Genomic DNA, 20,108 nt, shown 5'->3' with positions numbered 1-20,108 from the left:
TGGTGTCGAGGCAATCATCGTAGGCCGCGCCACCGCCATGTGTCCCGTAAGACGGGATTCACTCCAACGGGTGGCATAAACCCCGAAACACCCGACCGCCGGGCCCTTTCCGCAGGTGGGAAGGGCCCGGCGGCAACAAGCGCGCCGATCGCGCGCTACTCCGTACGGAGCCCTTCCGGCCGCATCATGCGCCACAGCGGCCCCATGCTGACCAGGGTCACCAGCAGGATCACGCCCGCGCCGATCCCGGTCATCGTGGTGACGCTCGCCCAGTCCACGGCGATCGGCATGTCGACCATCTTGAGCAGGATCGCCCCCAGGGCGATGCCGCCCGCGACCGACAGGGCCAGGCCCAGGACCACCGGGATCGCGGTCTGCCACAGGACGGACCAGCCGAGGGTGGTGCGGCGGGTGCCGAAGGCGACCAGGACCGAGAGGAGCTTCTTGCGTTCGCGCAGCTGCTCCAGCATGGAGACGATCATGCTCGCGCCGATCAGCAGCAGGGTGGCCGAGGCGCCGATGAACAGGCCGCGCTTGATGGTCCGGAACTCGTCCGACTGCTTGGTGCTCTGCAGCTCGTAGGTGTCCGACTGGGAGGAGACCCGGGCGGCCGTGTTGCGGGCGTACTCGATGGCGTCCGGGACCTTCGGGTCGAGCCGGAGCATCATCTGCACCGAGGGCTCGTCCAGGTCGGCGATGTCCAGCGCGCCCGGGGTGGCCAGGATGCCGGAGTGCTCGCTGCCCTGCGGGTCCTTCTTGAGGTCCACGACGGGCGTGGACTTGGGGATCGTCCACAGCCGCGTCTTGCTGCGGGAGGGGTTGTAGTCCTCGTCGAAGCTGAGGTTGACCGTCGCGCCCGGTTTGGTGAAGTAGGTGTCCTTGTCGTCGAACTCGGCGGGCTTGGTGACGAAGACGTCGCCGTCGCGGCAGTCGCCGATCCGCGCCAGCTCCTTCAGCGTGCGGCAGTCGCCGACCATCACGCTCTGGACCGGGATGTCGCCCGGGGCCTTGGCCTTGCTGCGCGGGTCGCTGACCATTCCTTCGGTGACGCCGAGCGCGTCGCGCACGCCCTTGGTGCCGGTGTACTGCGCGATGGCGTCCCGCGCCTGCGCGCCGGTGTCCACCGGGATGTACGCCACCACATCGGCGCGGGTCGGGTCCTGTCCGGTGGAGGTGGTGTTGTCGCTCTCCGCGGCGGCGAAGAGCATGGTGATCGCGATCGCGCCGGCCACCGCGACCGTGATGCCGCTGACCGCGCGCGAGGCGGCGCCGCTGCTGAGCTGGAGCCGCCGGGTGGCGAGCTGCCAGGGGACGGGGCCGCCGCCGAAGCGCTTGACGACGGCTTCGACCAGCCACGGCAGCAGCGCGGTGATGCCGACGAGCACCAGCACCGCACCGGCCGCGACCTGGTACATGTCGCCGTTGCTGCTCCCCGTTCCCGAGCTGAGGCGCGGCAGCAGCAGCGCGAGGCCGAGAGCGGGGAACAGCAGCCGCCACCACAGGCGGCGCGGCTTGGGCGCGGTGTTGCGCACGACGCCGAGCGGTTCGATGGTGATACTGCGCAGCGCGATCTGGGTGACCACGACGGCGCAGGTGGGCACCGCGATCATGATCAGCGTGGTGATGGCGGCCGAGGGCTGGACGTCGGAGGAGAAGACGCTGGTGCCGAACACCGCGACCCCGCCGATGAACTGCCTGACCAGCAGGAAGATCCCGGTGCCGACCACGAGTCCGAGGAGGGAGCCGACCAGTGCCTCGCCGGCCGCGATCCGCCGCGTCATCCGGCTGTCGGCGCCCACCAGGCGCAGCGCGGCGAGCCGTCGGTCGCGGCGCTCGCCGCCGAAGCGTACGGCGGTGGCGATGAAGATGGCCACGGGCAGCAGTAGCACCACACAGCCCACGACGATCAGCATCAGCAGGACCGGGTCCAGCTCCTGCTCCTGCTTCGGGGAGTTGTCACCCCAGTGGTCGAGACGGTTGCTGACGCCCTCGACGGCGTCGGGGGCGACGCCCGCGTAGTAGAACAGCTCGGCCGGTCCGGCCAGCCCCTCGTCGCCGATGGTGCCGACGATCTTGTAGTCGAGGCGTTCCCTGAGCAGCTTGTTGTCACCGTCGGCGAGCAGCTTCTTCAGGGCGGGGGAGACCACCATCTCGCCGGTCGCGGGGATCCGGTCGACACCCGGGGGCAGGGCCGGCCGGTCGCCGTCGGGCGCCAGCAGGAGGCCCGTGATGTCGGAGCCGCGGAAGGTGGTGCTTCCAAAGCCGAGCCGCACGGTGTCGGGGCCCGGTTTGACGTCGCTGGAGTAGCTGCTCGCGTAGGAGCGGGCGCTGGTGCGGTCGTCGCGCGCCGAGACGATATGCGGGACGGCGGCGGCGATCAGCAGCAGCGCCACGCCGAGCCCGACGCCGACCGCCGTCAGGAGCGTCCTGGCCCAGCTCTCCCGGCCGCCGGAGACCGCGAACCGCGCCCCCGTCGCCAGATCGGCGGCCCAGCGGGCCGGGCCGACCCGCTGGCGGGGCTCCGGGCGGGCGGGGGGCGCCTGGGGCGCCTGCCCCGTCCCGGGGGCGTGCTCCTGCGCCCGCTCCTCCGCACCCCGCAGCGGGGTCACGTTTCCGGTGCCGCTCACCGCACGCCCGCCATGTCCCGCGCCTTGCCGTCCCGTACGACGACCTCGCGGTCGGAGTACGCGGCGACGCGCGCCTCGTGGGTCACCAGGACGACGGCGGCGCTGGTCTCCCGGGCGGCCTCGGTCAGCAGCTCCATCACCCGCTCGCCGTTGAGCGAGTCCAGGGCGCCCGTCGGCTCGTCCGCGAACAGCACCCGCGGGTTGGTGACCAGGGAGCGGGCCACGGCGACGCGCTGCCCCTGGCCACCGGAGACCTCGCCGGGCCGCTTGGCGCGTACGTCGGCGACCTCCAGCCGCTCCAGCCAGGCCAGGGCGCGGCTCTCGGCCTCCTTGCGACGTACGCCGTTCAGCCGCAGCGGCAGCGCGACGTTCTCCACGCAGCTGAGCTCCGGGACCAGCTGGCCGAACTGGAAGACGAAGCCGAACTCGCCGCGGCGCAGCGCGCTGCGCTGGGAGTCCGGCATCGCGGACAGCGCCCGTCCGCTGTAGTTGACGGTGCCGGAGTCCGGGGTGACGATCCCGGCGAGGCAGTGGAGCAGGGTCGACTTGCCGGAGCCCGAGGGGCCCATGACGGCGACGACCTCACCCGGGTGGATGGAGAAGTCCGCGCCGTCCAGGGCGGGGGTGGGCCCGTAGGACTTGTGCAGCCCTTCGGCTATGAGGAGCGAGCCCGCGGGGGTCATGGGGTTACCGCCTTGGCGAGTTGGCCGAGGCGCGCGGCGGTGAGCTCCAGCCAGCGCAGGTCGGCCTCGAGGTGGAAGAGGGCGTGGTCGCAGATGAGCTGATCGCTGAGGTCGCCGGTGCGCTTGCGCTGGGTCAGCTCGCGCATCAGGCGCAGATGCTCTGCGCGCTGCACATCGAGCAGGTCCGCGGCGTTCCGGCCGGTCATCAGCGCGAGGACGACCTTGGTGTAGAGGACGGACTGGAGGTACGGCTCGGGCTTCTCGGGCTGCCTGAGCCACTGCTCCACATCGGTGATGCCGGCCTCGGTGATGGCGTAGCGCTTGCGCTCGGGGCCGCCACCGTGCTCGATGCCGTCGACCTCGACGAGGCCGTTCTTCAGGAGGCGGGACATGGTCGAGTAGACCTGTCCGTAGTGGAGCGGGCGGTCGTGCCCGAATCGCTCGTCGAAGGCTCTCTTGAGGTCGTAGCCATGGCGTGGGCCGGACTCCAGAAGTCCGAGCAGGGTGTGGCCGATTGACATGCGCAGCACTCTACACCATGCGTATACCTCGTGTGTATAGATGCATGAGGCTGGGCGTTTCCGCAGGTGAGAGGCGTTTCTCTGGCCTGTCCCTGCTAAGTCTCGGAAGGTGGTTCCGGGGGATGGGGGTTACGGGGCGGGCGGCCGCGGCGGGGGATGGGGGCCGCGGCGCGGGGCAGCCGGCCCGCCTCCGCGAGCGCCTTCCGCAGCAGGAACTCGATCTGCGCGTTGGCGCTGCGCAGCTCGTCCGCGGCCCAGCGGGCGAGCGCGTCGTGGACCGCGGGGTCGAGCCGCAGCAGCACCTGCTTACGCGGGCGCGGAGCCGGCCGCGCGCCCTCGCGCGCGGCCGGCTCCGCTGCCTCGTCCCGCTCGTTCGGCTCCGTCACTGGTAGAGCGTGCCCGTGTTGAGGACCGGCTGCGGGGAGCGGTCGCCGCACAGCACGACCATCAGATTGCTGACCATCGCGGCCTTGCGCTCGTCGTCCAGCTCGACGATCTGCTCCTCGGCGATCCTGGCCAGCGCGGCCTCGACCATGCCGACCGCGCCGTCCACGATCTCGCGCCGGGCCGCGACCACCGCGCCCGCCTGCTGGCGCTGGAGCATCGCGGAGGCGATCTCGGGGGCGTAGGCGAGGTGGGTGAAGCGCGATTCGACGATGCGCACCCCGGCCGCCTCGACCCGGGCGTGCAGCTCGGTGGCCAGCTTCTCGGTGATCTCCTCGGCGTTGCCGCGCAGCGACAGCGCGTCCTCGTCGTGCGCGTCGTACGGGTACTCGATGGCGATATGGCGCACCGCGGCCTCGGTCTGGGTGGAGACGAACTCCAGGAAGTCGTCGACCTCGAACACCGCCTGCGCGGTGTCCTCGACCCGCCAGACGACGACGGCGGCGAGTTCGATCGGGTTGCCGTAGGCGTCGTTGACCTTGAGCACCGGGGTCTCGTGGTTGCGCACCCGGGTGGAGATCTTCTTACGGCTGCTGAAGGGGTTGACCCAGCGCAGCCCCTCGGTGCGGAGGGTGCCCTTGTAGCGGCCGAAGAGCTGGACGACCCGGGCCTGGCCCGGTGCGATCGAGCACAGTCCGCGCATCGCGATGAAGGAGGCGATGATCACCACGACGCCGAGGATGATCAGCGCGGGGTTGCTGTTGTCCTCGTAGTCGTACTCGGAGGTGTCGGTTCCGGCCGCGATGAGCAGCGGGCCCGCGATCAGCCCGGCCAGGCTGAGCAGCAGCGCGAGACCGCCGCCGATGCTGCGCGCGGGCCGCTCGCGCACCTGGGGCCGGGGCGGGGCCGGTATGTCGGGTGTGGTTGTGATGTCGGTCATGTCAGGCATGGAGGTTCCCCCGTTTTCGCTGGTACGTGGTGGTGCGCGGCTGTCCGGCCTCTAGCAATGTGTTAGCACTTTTTGGCGAGAAGGCAACCCCTGGCCGCGGCCGGACGTCAGTTCCTACAGAGCGGGTGCTCTTTGTCACCTTCGGAAAAAGCTTGATCGATGAGTATTTGACGTCAGTTGCGGTGTTAGCTTCGTGAGCTGGGTTGGGGGCTGACGTACAGGAGCAGCGGGAGAGATGGGCAGAGCGGAAGAGCGGCGGGCGCGGCAGAAGAGCGCTCGCAGAGCCAAGAAAGGCGCCGATAAGAGCGGCAAGAGCGGCAAGAAGACCGGCATACGCCGCTTCTTCACATGGAAGATGGTCCTGGGCTACTTCCTTTCGATGGGGCTGCTGCTCATCGGCGCGTTCCTGGTGCTCTACTTCATGGTCGATGTGCCCAATGCCAACGCCCTCGCCACGGCCGAGGCCAATGTCTACAAGTACAGCGACGGCAGCATCATGGCGAAGACGGGCAAGATCAACCGTGAGTCCGTGCCGCTGTCGAAAATCCCCAAAGAGGTGCAGCACACCTTCGTCGCCGCCGAGAACAAGGACTTCTACACCGACCCCGGCGTCTCTTTCACGGGCACCGCGCGCGGCATCATCAATACCCTTCTGGGCCGCGGCAAACAGGGCGGCTCGACCATCACCCAGCAGTACGTCAAGAACTACTACCTCAGCCAGGAACAGACCGTCAGCCGCAAGCTGAAGGAGCTGGTGATCTCCCTCAAGGTCGATCAGCAGCAGTCCAAGGACGACATCCTCGCGGGGTACATCAACACCAGCTACTACGGGCGCAACGCGTACGGCATCCAGGCCGCCGCCCGCGCGTACTACAACAAGGACGTCGGGAAACTCACCGTCGCGCAGGGCGCCTACCTCGCCGCGCTGCTGCAGGCCCCCAGCCAGTACGACTACTCGGTGGCCGGCCCCAACGGCAAGCGGCTGGTCAAGCAGCGCTGGAACTACGTCCTGGACAACATGGTCGAAAAGCACTGGCTGGACGCGAGCGAGCGCAAGGGCCTGACCTTCCCCGAGCCCATCGAGCCCCGTGCCACCTCCGGCCTCGACGGCCAGACGGGCTACTTCGTCGAGGCCGCCAAGCAGGAGCTGTTCAAGGCCGGGGTGAGCGAGGACGAACTCGCGGCCGGCGGCTGGACGATCACCCTCAACATCGACAAGAAGAAGCAGAAGGCCCTGGAGAAGGCCGTCCACACCCAGCTGACCTCCAAGCTCAAGCCGAAGACGCGCGCGGTCGACGGGCACGCCCAGGTCGGCGCGGTCTCGGTGAACCCCAAGAACGGCGCGATCGTGGCGATGTACGGCGGTGCGGGCGCCACCAAGCACTGGACCAACAACGCCACCCGCGAGGACTACCAGCCCGCCTCGACCTTCAAGCCGCTCATCCTCGCCGCCGCGCTGGAGAACGACTCCACCACCCAGGACGGCCGGCCGATCAGGGCCAACACCGTCTACGACGGCGACAGCAAGCGTCCGGTCAAGGACGACGGCGGCGAGGTCGGCTTCGCCCCGCCGAACGAGGACGACAAGGACTACGGCCCGATCAGCGTCCAGACCGCGATGAACAACTCCGTCAACTCGGTCTTCGCGCAGATGGCGGTGGACGTCGGCCTGGACAAGGTCAAGAAGACCGCCACCGCCCTGGGCATGAACTCCAAGGCGGGCGGCTTCGATGTGGCCCCCGCGATGTCGCTGGGCGTCATGGGCGCCAGCCCCAAGGACATGGCCGGGGTCTACGCCACCCTCGACAACCACGGCGAGAAGGTCACCCCCTCGATCGTGAAGTCGGCGGAGAAGGGCGGCGAGAGCGCCCAACTGCCCGACACCACGGGCGGCGAGGTGATCAGCCGTACCGCGGCGGACTCCGTGACCTCGGTCCTGACCGGTGTGGTCGACGAGGGCACCGGCTCGGCCGTACGGCAGAAGGGCCAGGCCATGGCGGGCAAGACCGGCACCTCCGACGAGAACAAGTCCGCCTGGTTCACCGGCTACACCCCGGACCTGGTCACCTCGGTCGGCATGTTCGGCGAGGCCAAGGGCGGTAAGCAGGTGACGCTGACCGGCACCGCCGGCGGCGGACGCGTCAACGGCGGTGGCTTCCCGGCGGAGATCTGGGCCGCGTACATGGGAGCGGCGCTCGACGGAGCGGGAGCCGCCAAGTTCGACCTGGACACGGACATGGGCGCGGCCGTTCCGCCGCCGTCGAGCACCAGCCCCAGCAGCACCCCGCCCACCAGCAAGTCGACGGAACCGACGACCTCCGCTCCGCCGACGAGCGAGAGCCCGACGGAGTCCTCGTCCCCGCCCACCACCCCGCCGACGACGCCCCCGACCACGGGCGGCGAGTCGCCGACCGACACCACCACGCCGCCGACGACTCCGCCGACCTCGCCCTCCCTGGACACGCGCGGTCTGCGCACCAAGCAGCGCGGCAACGGGTGATCTGACACCGGGCAGACAGACAGCAGCGGGCGGGGCCTTCGCGGCAGAAGGCCCCGCCCGCTGCTGTGTGCCGCGCTTTAGACCGGACGGTCTTGGGACTTCAGGACCGCGGCGGCATCGCCAGCTCGAACCACACGACCTTGCCCGTGCTCAGCCGCGTCGCGCCCCACCGCCGCGCCATCCGGTTGACCAGATACAGCCCGCGCCCGCCCTCGTCGGACGGCCGGGCCTGGCGCAGCCGCGGCAGCTGCGGCACATCGTCCCCGACCTCGCAGCGCAGTACGTCCGTCCGCAGCAGACGCAGCGTCACCGGCCGTTCCGCGTACCGCACGGCGTTGGTGACCACCTCGCTGACCAGCAGCTCCACCGCGTCCGTCAGATCGTCCAGGTCCCACCGGGCCAGCGCCCGCCGCGCCAGCCGGCGCGCCTGCCCGGCCGTCTGCGCCTTGGGGTCCAGGAACCAGTAGGCGACATCACTCGGCGCGATGCCCTCGAACCGGGCCGCCAGCAGCGCCACATCGTCGTCCCGGTCGCCCGGGCCGAGCATGTCCAGCACCTCGTCGCACAGCGGCTCCAGCGGCGGCGGGTTGGGACCGGTGAGCCGGGCGGTCGCCGTCAGGCGCTCGCGCAGCTGCTCGATCCCGGTCCACACATCGCGCATTCGCGACTCGACGAGACCGTCGGTGTAGAGCATCAGGGTGGCGCCCGCGGGCGCGTCCAGCTCGACCGCCTCGAAGTCGACGCCGCCGACACCGATCGGCGCGCCCGGCGGCACCCGCAGCACCTCCGCACGGCCGCCGCGGTGCAGCAGCAGGGGCGGCGGATGGCCCGCGTTGGCGACCACGATGCGGTGCGCGACCGGGTCGTAGACCGCGTACAGGCAGGTCGCCATGCGGTCCGTGCCCAGCCGCTGGGCCTGCTCGTCGAGGTGGTGCAGCACCTCCTGCGGCGGCAGGTCGAGCCCGGCCAGGGTCTGCGCGGTGGTGCGCAGCTGGCCCATGATCGCGGCCGAGGTCATGGAGTGGCCCATCACATCGCCGACCACCAGCGCGACGCGGTTGCCCGGCAGCGGGATCGCGTCGTACCAGTCGCCGCCGACCCGCGCCGTCTCGGCGGCCGGGAGGTAGCGGCTGGCCAGCCGTACGCCCGTGGGCTGCGGCAGCGAATCGGGCAGCATCGTGCGCTGGAGCTCGTCGGCGATGTACACCTCGCGGCCGTAGAGCACCGCCTTGTCGACGCCGAGCGCGGTGTGCGTGGCCAGCTGGGCGGCGACCAGCAGATCGTCCGGCTCGAACGGCGGCCGGTCCGGGCGGCGTACGAACACGGCGGCGCCGATCACCCGGCGCCGCCCCCGCAGCGGCGCCAGGACCGTGCGCTGGCCCGTGGCCACCGACGTGTGCTCACCGAGCAGTTCGGGCAGCGCGGCCCGGGCGGCCGAGGAGTCGCCGAAGACCGGCCGCACCCCGCGCAGCACCTCGTTCAGCGGACCGCCCGCCTCCACCTCGCACAGCTCGGCCGCCGGGCCGCCGCCCACGGCGGGCGACAGATCCGGCTGCGAGGGCAGCAGCGGCAGCCGACCGCTCTCGGTGTCCGGGTCGAGCGGGATGCGGTCGGTGCGGCGCAGCCGCAGCACGACCGGGCCGACCGGGCGCTCGTCGCCGACCGGCAGCGGATCGCGCAGATAGACCAGGATCGCGTCGGCGAAGGTCGGCACGGTGGCCCGGCACAGGCCCAGCACGATCTCGTCCAGGTCGATACCGCGCGCGATCCGCCGGGTCGCCGCGCCGACGAACCGCAGCCGGTCCCCGCCGCGGTCCCGCGCGGAGGCCGCCTCGGCGGCGACGGTGCTTCCCGGGGGTGGCGCGGCCGGCACCGCGGGCGCCCCGCCCTCGGGCGCGCGATAGCCGACCTCGGCCGCGGCCCGGGCGTCGCCCGCGTCGGCCGGCGGGTGCTCGCCCGCGGCCGGGCCGCGCCGGGCGGCTCCCCGGCCGTCACGGCCGCGCCGCCCGCCCGTGCCGTCGCCCCCGGCGGCCGGGGGTTCGGCGCCGAGGCCGGGATCGCCGTCCCGCGCCCCGGGCCGGCGTGCCGCGCCCCTGGCGGCATTGTGGTCCGCGTCCCACACAGGCTCGCCCTCCGGTGTGCCGTGCTCCGGCTGCGCCGGGTGCTCACTTACCGCGTCACTGGCCGAATCGCCGGCCGCCGGGCCCCGGCGGCCCGAGTCCGCCCCGGCCCGCCGCCCCGCCGTACCGCCACCGCGCTGCCCGCCCGCCGTGGATCCGCCGCGCCGGCCTGCCGCACCGCCACCGCGCTGCCCGGCGGTGCCGCCCCCGGCCGTACCGGCGCCGCGCTGTCCGCCCGCCGCGCCCGAGCCACGCTGCGCGGCCCCCCGGCCGCGACTCCGCTGTCGGCCCGTGGCGGGCTGCTCCTCGGGCGTGGCGTCGCCGCGCGGGCGGGCAGCGCCCGGCTCCGCGGCCCCGGGGCCCGGGTCAGCGGCCGGGCCCTGGCCGGAGGCCGGGCCGCTCGCCGGTCCGGCCGCGGGAAAGGCGGGGCGTGGCCGCCCGCCGTCCGGCTCCTGGCCGGGGGCGGCGGCCCCTCGCACGGCGGTCCGCGGGTCCGGGACCGCGCCGTGCGCGTCCTCGGGCGCGCCCGAGGCGGCGGCTGGGCTGGTGGCCTGCCGCTCATTGTGGGAGGTGGGGTGCTCCGTCACGCGTGGGTTTCCATCCGTCCGGGGCCATGCGCCCTGTTCCTCCGGGCGCACCGAGTGTCAGACACTTCGTCGGCAGTGCAGATAGAGCTGGATCTCGGGTGGTACGTCGATGCTGGCCGGGGCGTACGAGTGCGAGTCCTCCCCGGTGATCTCGAAGCCCGCGTCCTGCACGACCCGCCGCAGTTCTTCCCGCAGGTAACCGGATACCCGCACCGAGTTGCCCAGGAACGGGATCGCGAAGTCGTCCACGTCCGCCTCGACCATGGCCAGGGCCAGCAGGCCCCCGGGTCTCAGCAGCCCGCGCAGCGCCCGCAGCGCGTACGGGATCTCCGGGCGGGGCAGCATCAGCAGCGCGAAGAAGGCGACGACGGCGTCGAATTCGCCCAGTTCGCGCGATCCGCCCGGCCCGTAGCGGCCGCCGGAGCGCAGGTCGACGATGTCCACCTGCTGGAAGGTGGCGGTCGGGACGTTGCTCCGGGCCAGTTTGAGCATGCCCGGGGAGATGTCGATGCCGACCACCTCGTGTCCGGCGTCGACGAGCTGACGGGCCGTGGGCAGGCCCGTGCCGCAGCCGACGTCGAGCACCCGGGAGCCGGGCGCGAGGGCGCCGGCCAGCCATCGGCCGGCCGCGAGCTGGCCGTCCTTGTGCGGGAACGCCTCGTCGTAGCGGTCGCCGATCGCGTCGAAGGCCTCCGCCTGCCCGCTGCGGTCCAGCGCCAGACGGTCGAAGTCCTCGAACCCCTCGTAGTCGTCGGCGTACTCGTCGCAGTCGCCATTCGCGCGTTCAGCGCCGCCAGTGCCGCCTGCGCCGCCTGTGCCTTGTGGGCCTTCTGGGCTTTCCGTCACCGTCACCGGCCCCCCGTCTCCCGCCGCGCCGTGGACGTGCCGGCCTCCCTCACCGCTCACGCCTCCGCCCCCTCCTGTGACCGCGTCAGATGTCACGCCTCATTCGTGAGTTGCGCCGCTGTCTGGTTTCCACGAGTTTTCACGAGTGCAGTCTTCCGGACGACGATCCTACGTTTGAAACACAGGGGCGCAGCAAGAGGTTCAGGACCTCGAGTGCGCCGACGTGCGATACCGGCCGGTACGGTGCCAGTCGGCCGGCAGCGCGGGGACGGTCCACGCCGGGTCCGGACGCCAGTCCTCCCAGCCCTCCCGGAACGGCGCTCCCCAGGATTCGATGAGACCGACGGCGGCCCGGCCCGCGGCCCGTACGCGCTCGGCCTGCTCGGGGGTCATCAGGCCGACGCGCTGGGCCTGCGCGAACTCGTCCTCGTCCTTCCATTCCCAGCTGCGGTCCGGGTAGACCGCGATGTCCAGGAAGTGGTCCTCCGAGTCGATGCCGCCGCTCCAGCGCAGCCGCGGCTCCTCCAGGTTCACGTACCAGTTCTTGAACCGCCAGTCGTGCTCCCAGAACAGCCACACCGACCACGGCTCACCGGGCCGGGCGAGCTTGAGGACGCCGGTGCCCAGCCAGGTGGACAGCGCGGTGGTGCGCGGCTTGGTGTAGCGGGTGGACAGCGGCTCGCGGTGGACCGAGGTGCCGTCGGTGAGCTGCGGTTTGACGCAGGCGGTGCCGGCTGCCAGCCAGACGGCCAGCAGCTCGGCGGTGTCCTGGACGACGGTTACGGGGCGACAGATGTGAATGCTCTCGGCGGCGTTGGCGCGGTAACGCCACAGGATGTGGTCCCCCGGCGCCCATCGAGCGGTGTCCGCCGTCTCCGTCGTCTCCACGATGTCCGCTGTCATGAGCAGATCTTAGGTGGGCCGACCGCACCACGCCGTGACCGGTACCGCAACACCGCGTTACGGGTGGGTCATCCGCAACACGTCCAGCGCCTCGTCCAGCTGCTCCAGGGTCAGCAGCCCGCGCTCCACGTACCCCGACTCCAGGACCACCTCGCGGATGGTCTTCCGCTCGGCCAGCGACCTCTTGGCCACCTTCGCGGCCTCCTCGTAGCCGATGTAGCGGTTGAGCGGGGTGACGACGGAGGGGGAGGACTCCGCGTACTCGCGGGCGCGCTCCACGTTGGCGGTGATCCCGTCGACCGTACGGTCCGCCAGCAGCCGGGAGGCGGCGGCGAGCAGCCGGACGGACTCCAGCAGGTTCTTGGCGATGACCGGGAGCATCACATTGAGCTCGAAGTTCCCGGCCGCCCCGGCCCAGGCCACGGTCGCGTCGTTGCCGGTGACCTGGGCGGCGACCATCAGCACCGCCTCGGGGATCACCGGGTTGACCTTCCCCGGCATGATCGAGGAGCCCGGCTGGAGATCGGGCAGGGCGATCTCGGCGAGCCCGGTGCGCGGCCCGGAGGACATCCAGCGCAGATCGTTGGCGATCTTGGTGAGGGAGACCGCGAGGGTACGCAGCTGACCGGAGGTCTCCACCAGGCCGTCACGCGCGCCCTGCGCCTCGAAGTGGTTGCGGGCCTCGGTGAGCGGCAGCCCGGTGGCGCGTGCCAGCTCGGCGATGACGGCAGCGGAGAAGCCCGGCGGGGTGTTGATCCCAGTGCCCACGGCCGTGCCGCCCAGCGGCAGTTCCGCCAGCCGCGGCAGCGCGGCGCGCAGCCGCTCGACCCCGTAGCGGACCTGGGCGGCGTATCCGCCGAACTCCTGGCCCAGCGTCACCGGCGTCGCGTCCATCAGATGCGTACGGCCCGCCTTGACGACATCCGCGAACTCCGCCGCCTTGCGCTCCAGCGCCGCCGCGAGGTGGTCCAGCGCCGGGATCAGATCGGCGGTGACGGCCGCGGTGGCCGCGATGTGGATGGAGGAGGGGAAGACGTCATTGGACGACTGGCTGGCGTTGACGTGGTCGTTGGGGTGTACGTCACGGCCCAGGCGCTCGCTCGCGAGGGTGGCCAGCACCTCGTTCATGTTCATGTTGGAGGAGGTGCCCGAGCCGGTCTGGAAGACGTCGACGGGGAAGTGCTCGTCCCAGCGGCCCCCGGCGACCTGCGCCGCCGCGTCCGCGATCGCCTCCGCGACGTCGGCGTCGACCACGCCGAGCGACGCGTTGACCGTGGCGGCCGCCGCCTTGATCCGCGCCAGCGCCTCGATATGCGCGCGCTCCAGACGCTGCCCGCTGACGGGGAAGTTCTCCACCGCCCGCTGGGTCTGGGCGCGCCACTTGGCATGCTCCGGGACCCGCACCTCACCCATGGAATCGTGCTCGATGCGGTACTTCTCGTCGGACATGACCGTCCCACCTCCACTGACCACAGCGCCCGCCGAGCCCGTCCTGTTCCCGCCCTGGCCTCAGTGAACGCGTGAGCCAGGTCACCGTACGGCCTTGGGCTCCGGCGTACGGGGGGCGTCGACCTCGCCGGTGCGGCGCAGCTTCTGCCACGGCAGCAGGGCGCCGGTCGCCGCGGTGACACACGAGTGCAGCAGCACCAGATACATCAGCTGCCGGTAGGCGATCTGCTGCAGCGGCAGCGCCAGCAGCGGGCCGTACCGCTCGCCGTCCAGCCGGAAGGCGTACGCCGCGCCGAACAGCTGCGCCAGCATCAGCGCCGACCATGCGAGCAGCGCCTTCACCGGGTCGATGAAGACCGCCCCGTACAGCGTGAACAGATCGATCAGCGGTGCGCACAGCGGCGCGACCACCTGGAAGAGGACCACCAGCGGCATCCCGACCCGGCCGAAGCGCCCCGAGGGGCCGTGGTCGACCAGCGAGCGGCGGTGCTTCCACAGCGCCTGCATGGTGCCGTAGCTCCAGCGGTAGCGCTGCCGCCACAGCTGGCCCACCGTGCCGGGCGCCTCGGTCCAGGCGCAGGCGCTGTCCTGGTAGACGACGCGCCAGCCGGCCCGGTGCAGGGCGATTGTGATGTCGGTGTCCTCGGCCAGGGTGTCGGCGCTCATACCGCCCACGTCCAGCAGGGCGCGGCGGCGGAAGGCGCCGATCGCGCCGGGGATGGTGGGCATGCAGCGCAGCAGGTCGTACATCCGCCGGTCGAGGTTGAAGCCCATCACGTACTCGATGTGCTGCCAGGCGCCGATCAGACCGGCGCGGTTGCCGACCTTGGCGTTGCCCGCGACCGCGCCGACGCCCGGGTCGGCGAAGGGGCGGACCAGCTCGCATACGGTGCCGGGCTCGAAGACGGTGTCGCCGTCCATCATCACGATCAGGTCGAAGCGGGCCTCGGCGATACCGCGGTTGAGGGCCGCGGCCTTGCCCGAGTTCTCCTGGCGCAGCACCCGCACGTTCGGCAGGCCGAGGGCCTGGACGATATCGGCGGTGCCGTCGGTCGAACCGTCGTCCACGACCAGGATCTCGATCGGATGGGTGCTGGCGGCCAGCGAGTTCACCGTGTTGGCGATGCACTCCTTCTCGTTGTACGCGGGCACGATCACGCTCACCGGCTCGTCCACCGCCCGGCCCCAGGTGAAGCGCCGCAGGTCGCGGGCGCGCCGGTGCCACCAGGCCAGCACCACCATCATCAGCAGCCGGGCGAGCACCGCCAGGCCCACCACGGCCAGCAGCCAGGCCAGCCCCGGCATGGCGAACTGGGTGACCGCCGCCGCCCAGATCAGGGCCCGGCCCTGCCAGACGCGTGCCCCGTCGGCAGGGTGGACGGCGGCCTCGGCGCCGAGCGCCCCGGTGACCGTGGTGAAGGTGTAGCCCTTCGCCTTCATCCGCTCGATGTACGTCCCCAGCGCCCGCACGGTCCGCGAGCGGTCGCCGCCCGCGTCGTGGAAGAGCACGGCGGCGCCCTTCCCGGCCTTCGGGGTGGCGTTGCGGACGATCCGCCCGACGGCCGGGCGCTGCCAGTCCCGGCTGTCGACGTCGATGAACGCGCTGATGTAGCCCCGGTCGCCCAGATACCGCTGGACCGGCCAGGTCCGGTCGTCGAGCGCGCCGAGGGTGGAGGCGTACGGGGCGCGGAAGAGCGAGCTGTTGATACCGGCCGCACCGGCCAGGGCCAGTTGGGACTGGGCCAGCTCACGGTCCACCCGGTCGCGGTCCTGGTAGGCGAGGTCGGTGTGGGTGAAGGTGTGCACGCCGATCTCATGGCCGTCGGCCCGGAGCCGGCGCACCAGGGAGGGGTTGCGGACCACCATCTGGCCGAGCACGAAGAAGGTGCCCGGCACGTCGTGGTCGCGCAGCACCTTCAGGACCTCCGGCGTCCAGCGGGGGTCCGGGCCGTCGTCGAAGGTCAGCGCGATGGTCCGGGCCGGGATGCGGTGGCCGGTGGGCCTGCCGCGGTCGTCGAAGGTGAGCACCGGGCCGCCGGTGCGGACCCGGTGGGGGACGTCGTGGGCGTGGTACGAGCGGTGCACCCGGGCGTCGTTGCCGACCTCGGCGTGCAGATAGCCGTCCAGCAGCATCCCGCAGACCACCGCGACCAGCGTGGCCACGCCGAGCACGATGCGCAGCCGGGGGACGGCGTGCCGCCCGGCGGCGGCCATCCGGGACACCGTGTGCCGGGAGACCCGGCGGGAGCGGGGCTGCGGCGGGGGCGCGGCCGGGTGTCTGCGGCGGCGCGGGCGCGGCAGCCTGCCGCTGCTCATCGCGCCCCGGCCTCCGTCCGGCGGTCGGCGTGCCGGGCGGCTCCGGCCTTGGCTGAAGGCTTACGGGTCGAGGGGTGGCCGCGCCGGGTGTCCTTGGCGTCCCGGCCGGCCCGGTCGGCGACAGCGCCGGGGGCCAGGGTGTCGGGGGCGACGGCGGTGCCGCCCGAGAAGCCTGTTCCCAGGAGGGCCGTGTATCCGATGACCGCGGCACCCGCGACCACGCCCGCGTGCCGCAACAGGCGGGCACGGCGCCCGGAGAGGTCCACGAACACGGGCCCCGCGTCTGACTGAGGGTCCATAAGCCAGAGGCTAATGCAGCAAATAGGATTTTCCGCATATAGGTGAAGGGTGCGGTGTGTCATAGCTCATGACGGTTCGTTCGGTATGCGAGCTTTGAAGAGCGGCCGAAGCGCCGCCGCTGAGCTGAAGGGGCGCGCCCGGCTGCCCGTACCGGAAGGAGAGCACATCGCGTGAGGGCCATCTCCACCCCGCGCCTGGGCGGCCGCACCATGCTCGCCGCGGCGGTCTGCGCCGCCGTCGCCGCCTGGGTCGGCGGCGAGCGCCCGCCCCCGCGGCTCGCGCCCCCGACCGCCCACCCGCCCACCCACTCATCCGCGCCCCCACCCGCGCCGCCGGTGGCCCGCCCCGATGTCCCGTTGGCGCCGTACGTCAGCGCCTGGGCGGCCGGATACGACATGAGCGCGGCCGCCGCGCGCGGCGTCAAGGAGTTCACACTGGGGTTCGTCATCGCGGGCGGAGGCTGCGTCCCCGTCTGGGACGGTGGGATCCCGCTGGCCGACCGGGCGCTGACGGCCCGGATCGCCGCCGTGCGCCGGGCCGGAAGCGATGTACGGGTCTCCTTCGGCGGCGCGGCCGGGCGGGAACTGGCCACGGTCTGCGCCGACGTACCCGAACTCGCCACCGCCTACGCCGCGGTGATCGACCGTTACGGCTTCACCAAGGCCGACTTCGACATCGAGGGCGCCACTCTCGCCGACCCCGTCTCCGCCACCCGCCGGGCGCAGGCCATCGCGCTGCTCCAGCGCGCCCGCCCCGGTCTGGAGGTCTCCTTCACCCTGCCCGCCATGCCCTACGGCCTGACCGACGACAGCAGCGCCCTGCTCGCCAACGCCCGGGCCCAGGGCGTCGATGTCTCGGGCGTGAACATCATGGCCATGAACTACGGCGGCGAGCACACCGGCGATATGGGCCGGTACGCCGTCCAGGCCGCCATCAACGCCCACGGCCGGATCCGAGGCGTCCTCGGCCTCTCCGAGGCCGCGGCCTGGAAGACCCTCACCGTGACCCCGATGATCGGGGTCAACGACGTCTCCGGAGAGGTCTTCACACTCGAGGACGCCGCCGGGCTCGCCCGGTTCGCCGCGGCCAAGGGGATCGGCCGGCTGTCCATGTGGTCCGCGGAGCGCGACCGCCCGTGCCCCGCGGGCGAGGGCGCCCCGGGGCCGGACCCCGCCTGCAGCGGCGTGGTCCAGCGCCCGGGGGCATTCGAGGCGGTGCTGGCCGGCTGAGCGGGCCCGGCCGGGCGCGTGGATCAGCCCTGCGGGCGGACCGGGATGCTGGTGACGAACGGCTGGGACGGGCCCGGGTCGGTGAAGAAGTCGTTCCCCTTGTCGTCGACCACGACGAACGCCGGGAAGTCCTCGACCTCGATCTTCCAGACCGCCTCCATGCCGAGCTCCGCGTACTCCAGGACCTCCACCTTCTTGATGCAGTCCTGGGCCAGCCGCGCCGCCGGGCCGCCGATCGAGCCGAGGTAGAAGCCGCCGTGCGCCTGGCAGGCGTCGGTGACCTGCCGGGAGCGGTTCCCCTTGGCCAGCATGACGTACGAGCCGCCGGCCGCCTGGAACTGCTCCACGTACGCATCCATACGGCCCGCCGTCGTCGGCCCGAAGGACCCGGAGGCGTAGCCCTCGGGGGTCTTGGCCGGGCCCGCGTAGTAGACGGCGTGGTCGCGCAGGTACTGCGGCATCTCCTCGCCCGCGTCCAGCCGCTCCTTGATCTTCGCGTGTGCGATGTCGCGGGCGACGACCAGCGGGCCGGTGAGCGAAAGCCGGGTCTTGACCGGGTACTTGGTCAGCTCCGCCCGGATCTCGTCCATCGGCCGGTTGAGGTCGATGCGGACCACGTCGTCGTCCGACAGGTGCTCATCGGTGGTCTCCGGCAGGTACCTGGCCGGGTCGGTCTCCAGCTGCTCCAGGAAGACACCCTCGGGCGTGATCTTCGCCAGCGCCTGGCGGTCGGCGGAGCAGGAGACCGCGATGGCCACCGGGCAGGACGCGCCGTGCCGGGGCAGCCGGACCACCCGTACGTCATGGCAGAAGTACTTGCCGCCGAACTGCGCGCCGATCCCGATCCGCTGCGTCAGCTCGAAGACCTTCTCCTCCAGCTCCTTGTCGCGGAAGCCGTGACCGGTGGGGGAGCCCTCGGTGGGCAGCTCGTCCAGGTAGTGCGCCGAGGCGTACTTCGCGGTCTTGAGCGCGTACTCCGCGCTGGTGCCGCCGACCACGATCGCCAGGTGGTACGGCGGGCAGGCCGCGGTGCCCAGTGAGCGGATCTTCTCCTCCAGGAACTTCATCATCGAGCCCTCGTTGAGGACCGCCTTCGTCTCCTGGTAGAGGAAGGACTTGTTGGCCGAGCCGCCGCCCTTGGCCATGAAGAGGAACTTGTACGCGCCGCCGTCGGTCGCGTACAGCTCGATCTGGGCGGGCAGGTTGGAGCCGGTGTTCTTCTCCTCCCACATGGTAAGCGGGGCCATCTGGGAGTAGCGCAGATTGAGCTTGGTGTACGCGTCGTACACGCCGCGCGACAGGGCCTCCTCGTCGCCGCCCTCGGTCAGCACGTTCTGCCCGCGCTTGCCCATCACGATGGCCGTGCCGGTGTCCTGGCACATCGGGAGCACGCCCGCGGCCGCGATGTTGGCGTTCTTCAGCAGGTCCAGCGCGACGAAGCGGTCGTTGGGGCTCGCCTCGGGGTCGTCAAGGATGCGGCGCAGCTGGGCGAGGTGCGCCGGGCGCAGATAGTGCGAGATGTCGTGCATCGCCTCGGCCGCGAGCTTGCGCAGCGCCTCCGGCTCGACCTTGAGGAACGTACGCCCGCCGGCCTCGAAGGTGCTCACGCCCTCGGAGGTCACCAGGCGGTACGGCGTGGTGTCTTCACCAAGGGGCAGCAGGTCCGAATAGGCAAACTCTGGCATCGCGGCCATTCCTCACTCGACGGGGCTACGGCTGACTTCGTCGACAGCGGACACCAGCGTAGAACGGGGCGGGACGGCGGGACCTGTGAGGTCGGGCATATGAAGCCTTCGGTCGGCCGCGCCGGACTCCGTCCGTCGAGTCGGTCCGCCCCCTGGTCGCGATGTAGCCCCTTTGGGATGGCCGTCCTCGCACTGTTCGGCCCTGGGGGCCTCCCAGGCTTCGGTCGGCCGCGCCGGACTCCGTCCGTCGAGTCGGTCCGCCCCCTAGTCGCGATGTATCGCGACTGGGTATTCTGGCCGGGTGACTGAGCAGCAGCCGGTGCCTTTGACGAAAACCGCCGCGCCCACGAAAACCGCCCCCGCGCCCGGGCCCGTGTCCGCAGGGGAGCTGCGCGCCTCGGACGCGGATCGCGACCGGATCGCGGACATCCTGCGCGAGGCCCTGGCCGAGGGCAGGCTCGACCCCGAAGAGCACGCCGAGCGGATCGACGCGGTCTACCGGGCCAAGACGGTGGGTGAGCTGGACCCCCTGGTCCGCGATCTGCCCGCGGCCGGGGCGGCCGGCCGCGCCGCCGTCCCGGCGCCGGGCGATTTGGGGTCGTGGGGGCCCCGCGCCCTCCCCGCTTCCGACAATCTGATGGCGGTCTTCGGTGGCGCGGCGCGCAAGGGCCGCTGGCGGGTCAGGCGCACCACCAATGCCTTCGCGTTGTTCGGCGGTGTCGAAATCGACCTGACCGAGGCGCTGTTCGAGCATCGGGAGATCGTCATCAACGTCTGCGCCATCTTCGGCGGAGTCGAGATCAAGGTCCCGGAAAACGTCACGGTCAGCGGCGACGGCGGGGGCATTTTCGGTGGATTCGACATCAAGACGTTCGAGTCGCCGGATCCGGACGCCCCGGCCATCGTGGTGCGGGGATTCACCCTCTTTGGCGGTGCCGAGGTCAAGCGCAAGCGCGGAAAACGCCTGAAGAACCTACGTTCATATTGAATTCCCGGGCGGGGCAACGGT

General features: G+C 71.8%; 15 protein-coding genes. 3 read left to right on the top strand and 12 right to left on the bottom strand.

From position 1 onward, the window contains the following. Positions 1-155 precede the first annotated feature (155 nt). From ACH4U7_RS27995 to ACH4U7_RS27975, 5 genes are all read right to left on the bottom strand, one after another. Positions 156-2,627, bottom strand: a complete 2,472-nt coding sequence (locus ACH4U7_RS27995) for an FtsX-like permease family protein (protein ID WP_398530566.1) — start codon at positions 2,625-2,627, stop codon at positions 156-158. After that, entirely contained in the window at positions 2,624-3,310 is a 687-nt protein-coding gene (locus ACH4U7_RS27990; RefSeq protein ID WP_358627181.1) for an ABC transporter ATP-binding protein, read from the bottom strand. The genes ACH4U7_RS27995 and ACH4U7_RS27990 overlap by 4 nt, the downstream gene beginning before the upstream one ends. Then, a complete protein-coding gene (locus tag ACH4U7_RS27985; RefSeq protein ID WP_089505058.1) occupies positions 3,307-3,831 on the bottom strand; it encodes a PadR family transcriptional regulator in 525 nt (174 codons plus the stop codon). The genes ACH4U7_RS27990 and ACH4U7_RS27985 overlap by 4 nt, the downstream gene beginning before the upstream one ends. Positions 3,832-3,926: 95 nt before the next feature. Continuing rightward, on the bottom strand, positions 3,927-4,217 hold the full coding sequence (locus tag ACH4U7_RS27980) for a hypothetical protein (RefSeq protein ID WP_398530565.1): 291 nt from the start codon (positions 4,215-4,217) through the stop codon (positions 3,927-3,929). Then, complete coding sequence (locus ACH4U7_RS27975; RefSeq protein WP_398530564.1) at positions 4,214-5,155, bottom strand: SPFH domain-containing protein; 942 nt, start codon at positions 5,153-5,155, stop codon at positions 4,214-4,216. The genes ACH4U7_RS27980 and ACH4U7_RS27975 overlap by 4 nt, the downstream gene beginning before the upstream one ends. 244 nt (positions 5,156-5,399) lie before the next feature. Between ACH4U7_RS27975 and ACH4U7_RS27970 the strand changes: the two genes are divergently transcribed. Continuing rightward, a complete protein-coding gene (locus ACH4U7_RS27970; RefSeq protein WP_398530563.1) occupies positions 5,400-7,664 on the top strand; it encodes a transglycosylase domain-containing protein in 2,265 nt (754 codons plus the stop codon). A 100-nt stretch (positions 7,665-7,764) separates the two neighbouring features. On the opposite strand, the gene ACH4U7_RS27965 is transcribed toward ACH4U7_RS27970, so the two are convergent. The 6 genes from ACH4U7_RS27965 to ACH4U7_RS27940 all read right to left on the bottom strand — a co-directional run bounded on the left by ACH4U7_RS27965 (position 7,765) and on the right by ACH4U7_RS27940 (position 16,184). Then, positions 7,765-10,371 carry a SpoIIE family protein phosphatase gene (locus ACH4U7_RS27965; RefSeq protein WP_398530562.1) on the bottom strand — a complete coding sequence of 869 codons (2,607 nt, stop codon included), beginning with the start codon at positions 10,369-10,371 and terminating at the stop codon, positions 7,765-7,767. A gap of 57 nt (positions 10,372-10,428) precedes the next feature. Then, positions 10,429-11,091, bottom strand: a complete 663-nt coding sequence (locus ACH4U7_RS27960; RefSeq protein WP_398530668.1) for a class I SAM-dependent DNA methyltransferase — start codon at positions 11,089-11,091, stop codon at positions 10,429-10,431. Between the two features lie 327 nt (positions 11,092-11,418). Beyond that, a complete protein-coding gene (locus ACH4U7_RS27955) occupies positions 11,419-12,120 on the bottom strand; it encodes a DUF402 domain-containing protein (protein WP_385620367.1) in 702 nt (233 codons plus the stop codon). A gap of 57 nt (positions 12,121-12,177) precedes the next feature. Further along, complete coding sequence (locus ACH4U7_RS27950) at positions 12,178-13,569, bottom strand: class II fumarate hydratase (protein WP_398530561.1); 1,392 nt, start codon at positions 13,567-13,569, stop codon at positions 12,178-12,180. Between the two features lie 81 nt (positions 13,570-13,650). Continuing rightward, entirely contained in the window at positions 13,651-15,783 is a 2,133-nt protein-coding gene (locus ACH4U7_RS27945) for a bifunctional polysaccharide deacetylase/glycosyltransferase family 2 protein (protein WP_398530667.1), read from the bottom strand. A gap of 98 nt (positions 15,784-15,881) precedes the next feature. Continuing rightward, a complete protein-coding gene (locus tag ACH4U7_RS27940) occupies positions 15,882-16,184 on the bottom strand; it encodes a hypothetical protein (RefSeq protein WP_398530560.1) in 303 nt (100 codons plus the stop codon). Between the two features lie 171 nt (positions 16,185-16,355). Between ACH4U7_RS27940 and ACH4U7_RS27935 the strand changes: the two genes are divergently transcribed. After that, on the top strand, positions 16,356-17,414 hold the full coding sequence (locus tag ACH4U7_RS27935) for a chitinase (RefSeq protein WP_398530559.1): 1,059 nt from the start codon (positions 16,356-16,358) through the stop codon (positions 17,412-17,414). A gap of 23 nt (positions 17,415-17,437) precedes the next feature. On the opposite strand, the gene ACH4U7_RS27930 is transcribed toward ACH4U7_RS27935, so the two are convergent. Next, positions 17,438-19,099 (bottom strand): fumarate hydratase, encoded by a 1,662-nt coding sequence (locus ACH4U7_RS27930; RefSeq protein ID WP_398530558.1) that lies wholly within the window; start codon positions 19,097-19,099, stop codon positions 17,438-17,440. 301 nt (positions 19,100-19,400) lie between these two features. On the opposite strand from ACH4U7_RS27930, the gene ACH4U7_RS27925 reads away from it, so the two are divergent. Further along, entirely contained in the window at positions 19,401-20,087 is a 687-nt protein-coding gene (locus ACH4U7_RS27925) for a DUF1707 domain-containing protein (RefSeq protein WP_398530557.1), read from the top strand. Positions 20,088-20,108 lie beyond the last annotated feature (21 nt).

The sequence above is a fragment of the Streptomyces sp. NPDC020845 genome, from assembly GCF_044334165.1.
Lineage (GTDB): Bacteria > Actinomycetota > Actinomycetes > Streptomycetales > Streptomycetaceae > Streptomyces.
This window is presented reverse-complemented; position numbering and strand designations above follow the sequence as displayed.

What these genes read in the sequence shown, in the direction of transcription:
- ACH4U7_RS27990 (WP_358627181.1), bottom strand. Translation starts at nt 3,310, where the DNA reads ATGACCCCCGCGGGCTCGCTCCTCATAGCCGAAGGGCTGCACAAGTCC.
- ACH4U7_RS27985 (WP_089505058.1), bottom strand. Translation starts at nt 3,831, where the DNA reads ATGTCAATCGGCCACACCCTGCTCGGACTTCTGGAGTCCGGCCCACGC.
- ACH4U7_RS27975 (WP_398530564.1), bottom strand. Translation starts at nt 5,155, where the DNA reads ATGACCGACATCACAACCACACCCGACATACCGGCCCCGCCCCGGCCC.
- ACH4U7_RS27970 (WP_398530563.1), top strand. Translation starts at nt 5,400, where the DNA reads ATGGGCAGAGCGGAAGAGCGGCGGGCGCGGCAGAAGAGCGCTCGCAGA.
- ACH4U7_RS27955 (WP_385620367.1), bottom strand. Translation starts at nt 12,120, where the DNA reads ATGACAGCGGACATCGTGGAGACGACGGAGACGGCGGACACCGCTCGA.
- ACH4U7_RS27950 (WP_398530561.1), bottom strand. Translation starts at nt 13,569, where the DNA reads ATGTCCGACGAGAAGTACCGCATCGAGCACGATTCCATGGGTGAGGTG.
- ACH4U7_RS27945 (WP_398530667.1), bottom strand. Translation starts at nt 15,783, where the DNA reads ATGGCCGCCGCCGGGCGGCACGCCGTCCCCCGGCTGCGCATCGTGCTC.
- ACH4U7_RS27940 (WP_398530560.1), bottom strand. Translation starts at nt 16,184, where the DNA reads ATGGACCCTCAGTCAGACGCGGGGCCCGTGTTCGTGGACCTCTCCGGG.
- ACH4U7_RS27930 (WP_398530558.1), bottom strand. Translation starts at nt 19,099, where the DNA reads ATGCCAGAGTTTGCCTATTCGGACCTGCTGCCCCTTGGTGAAGACACC.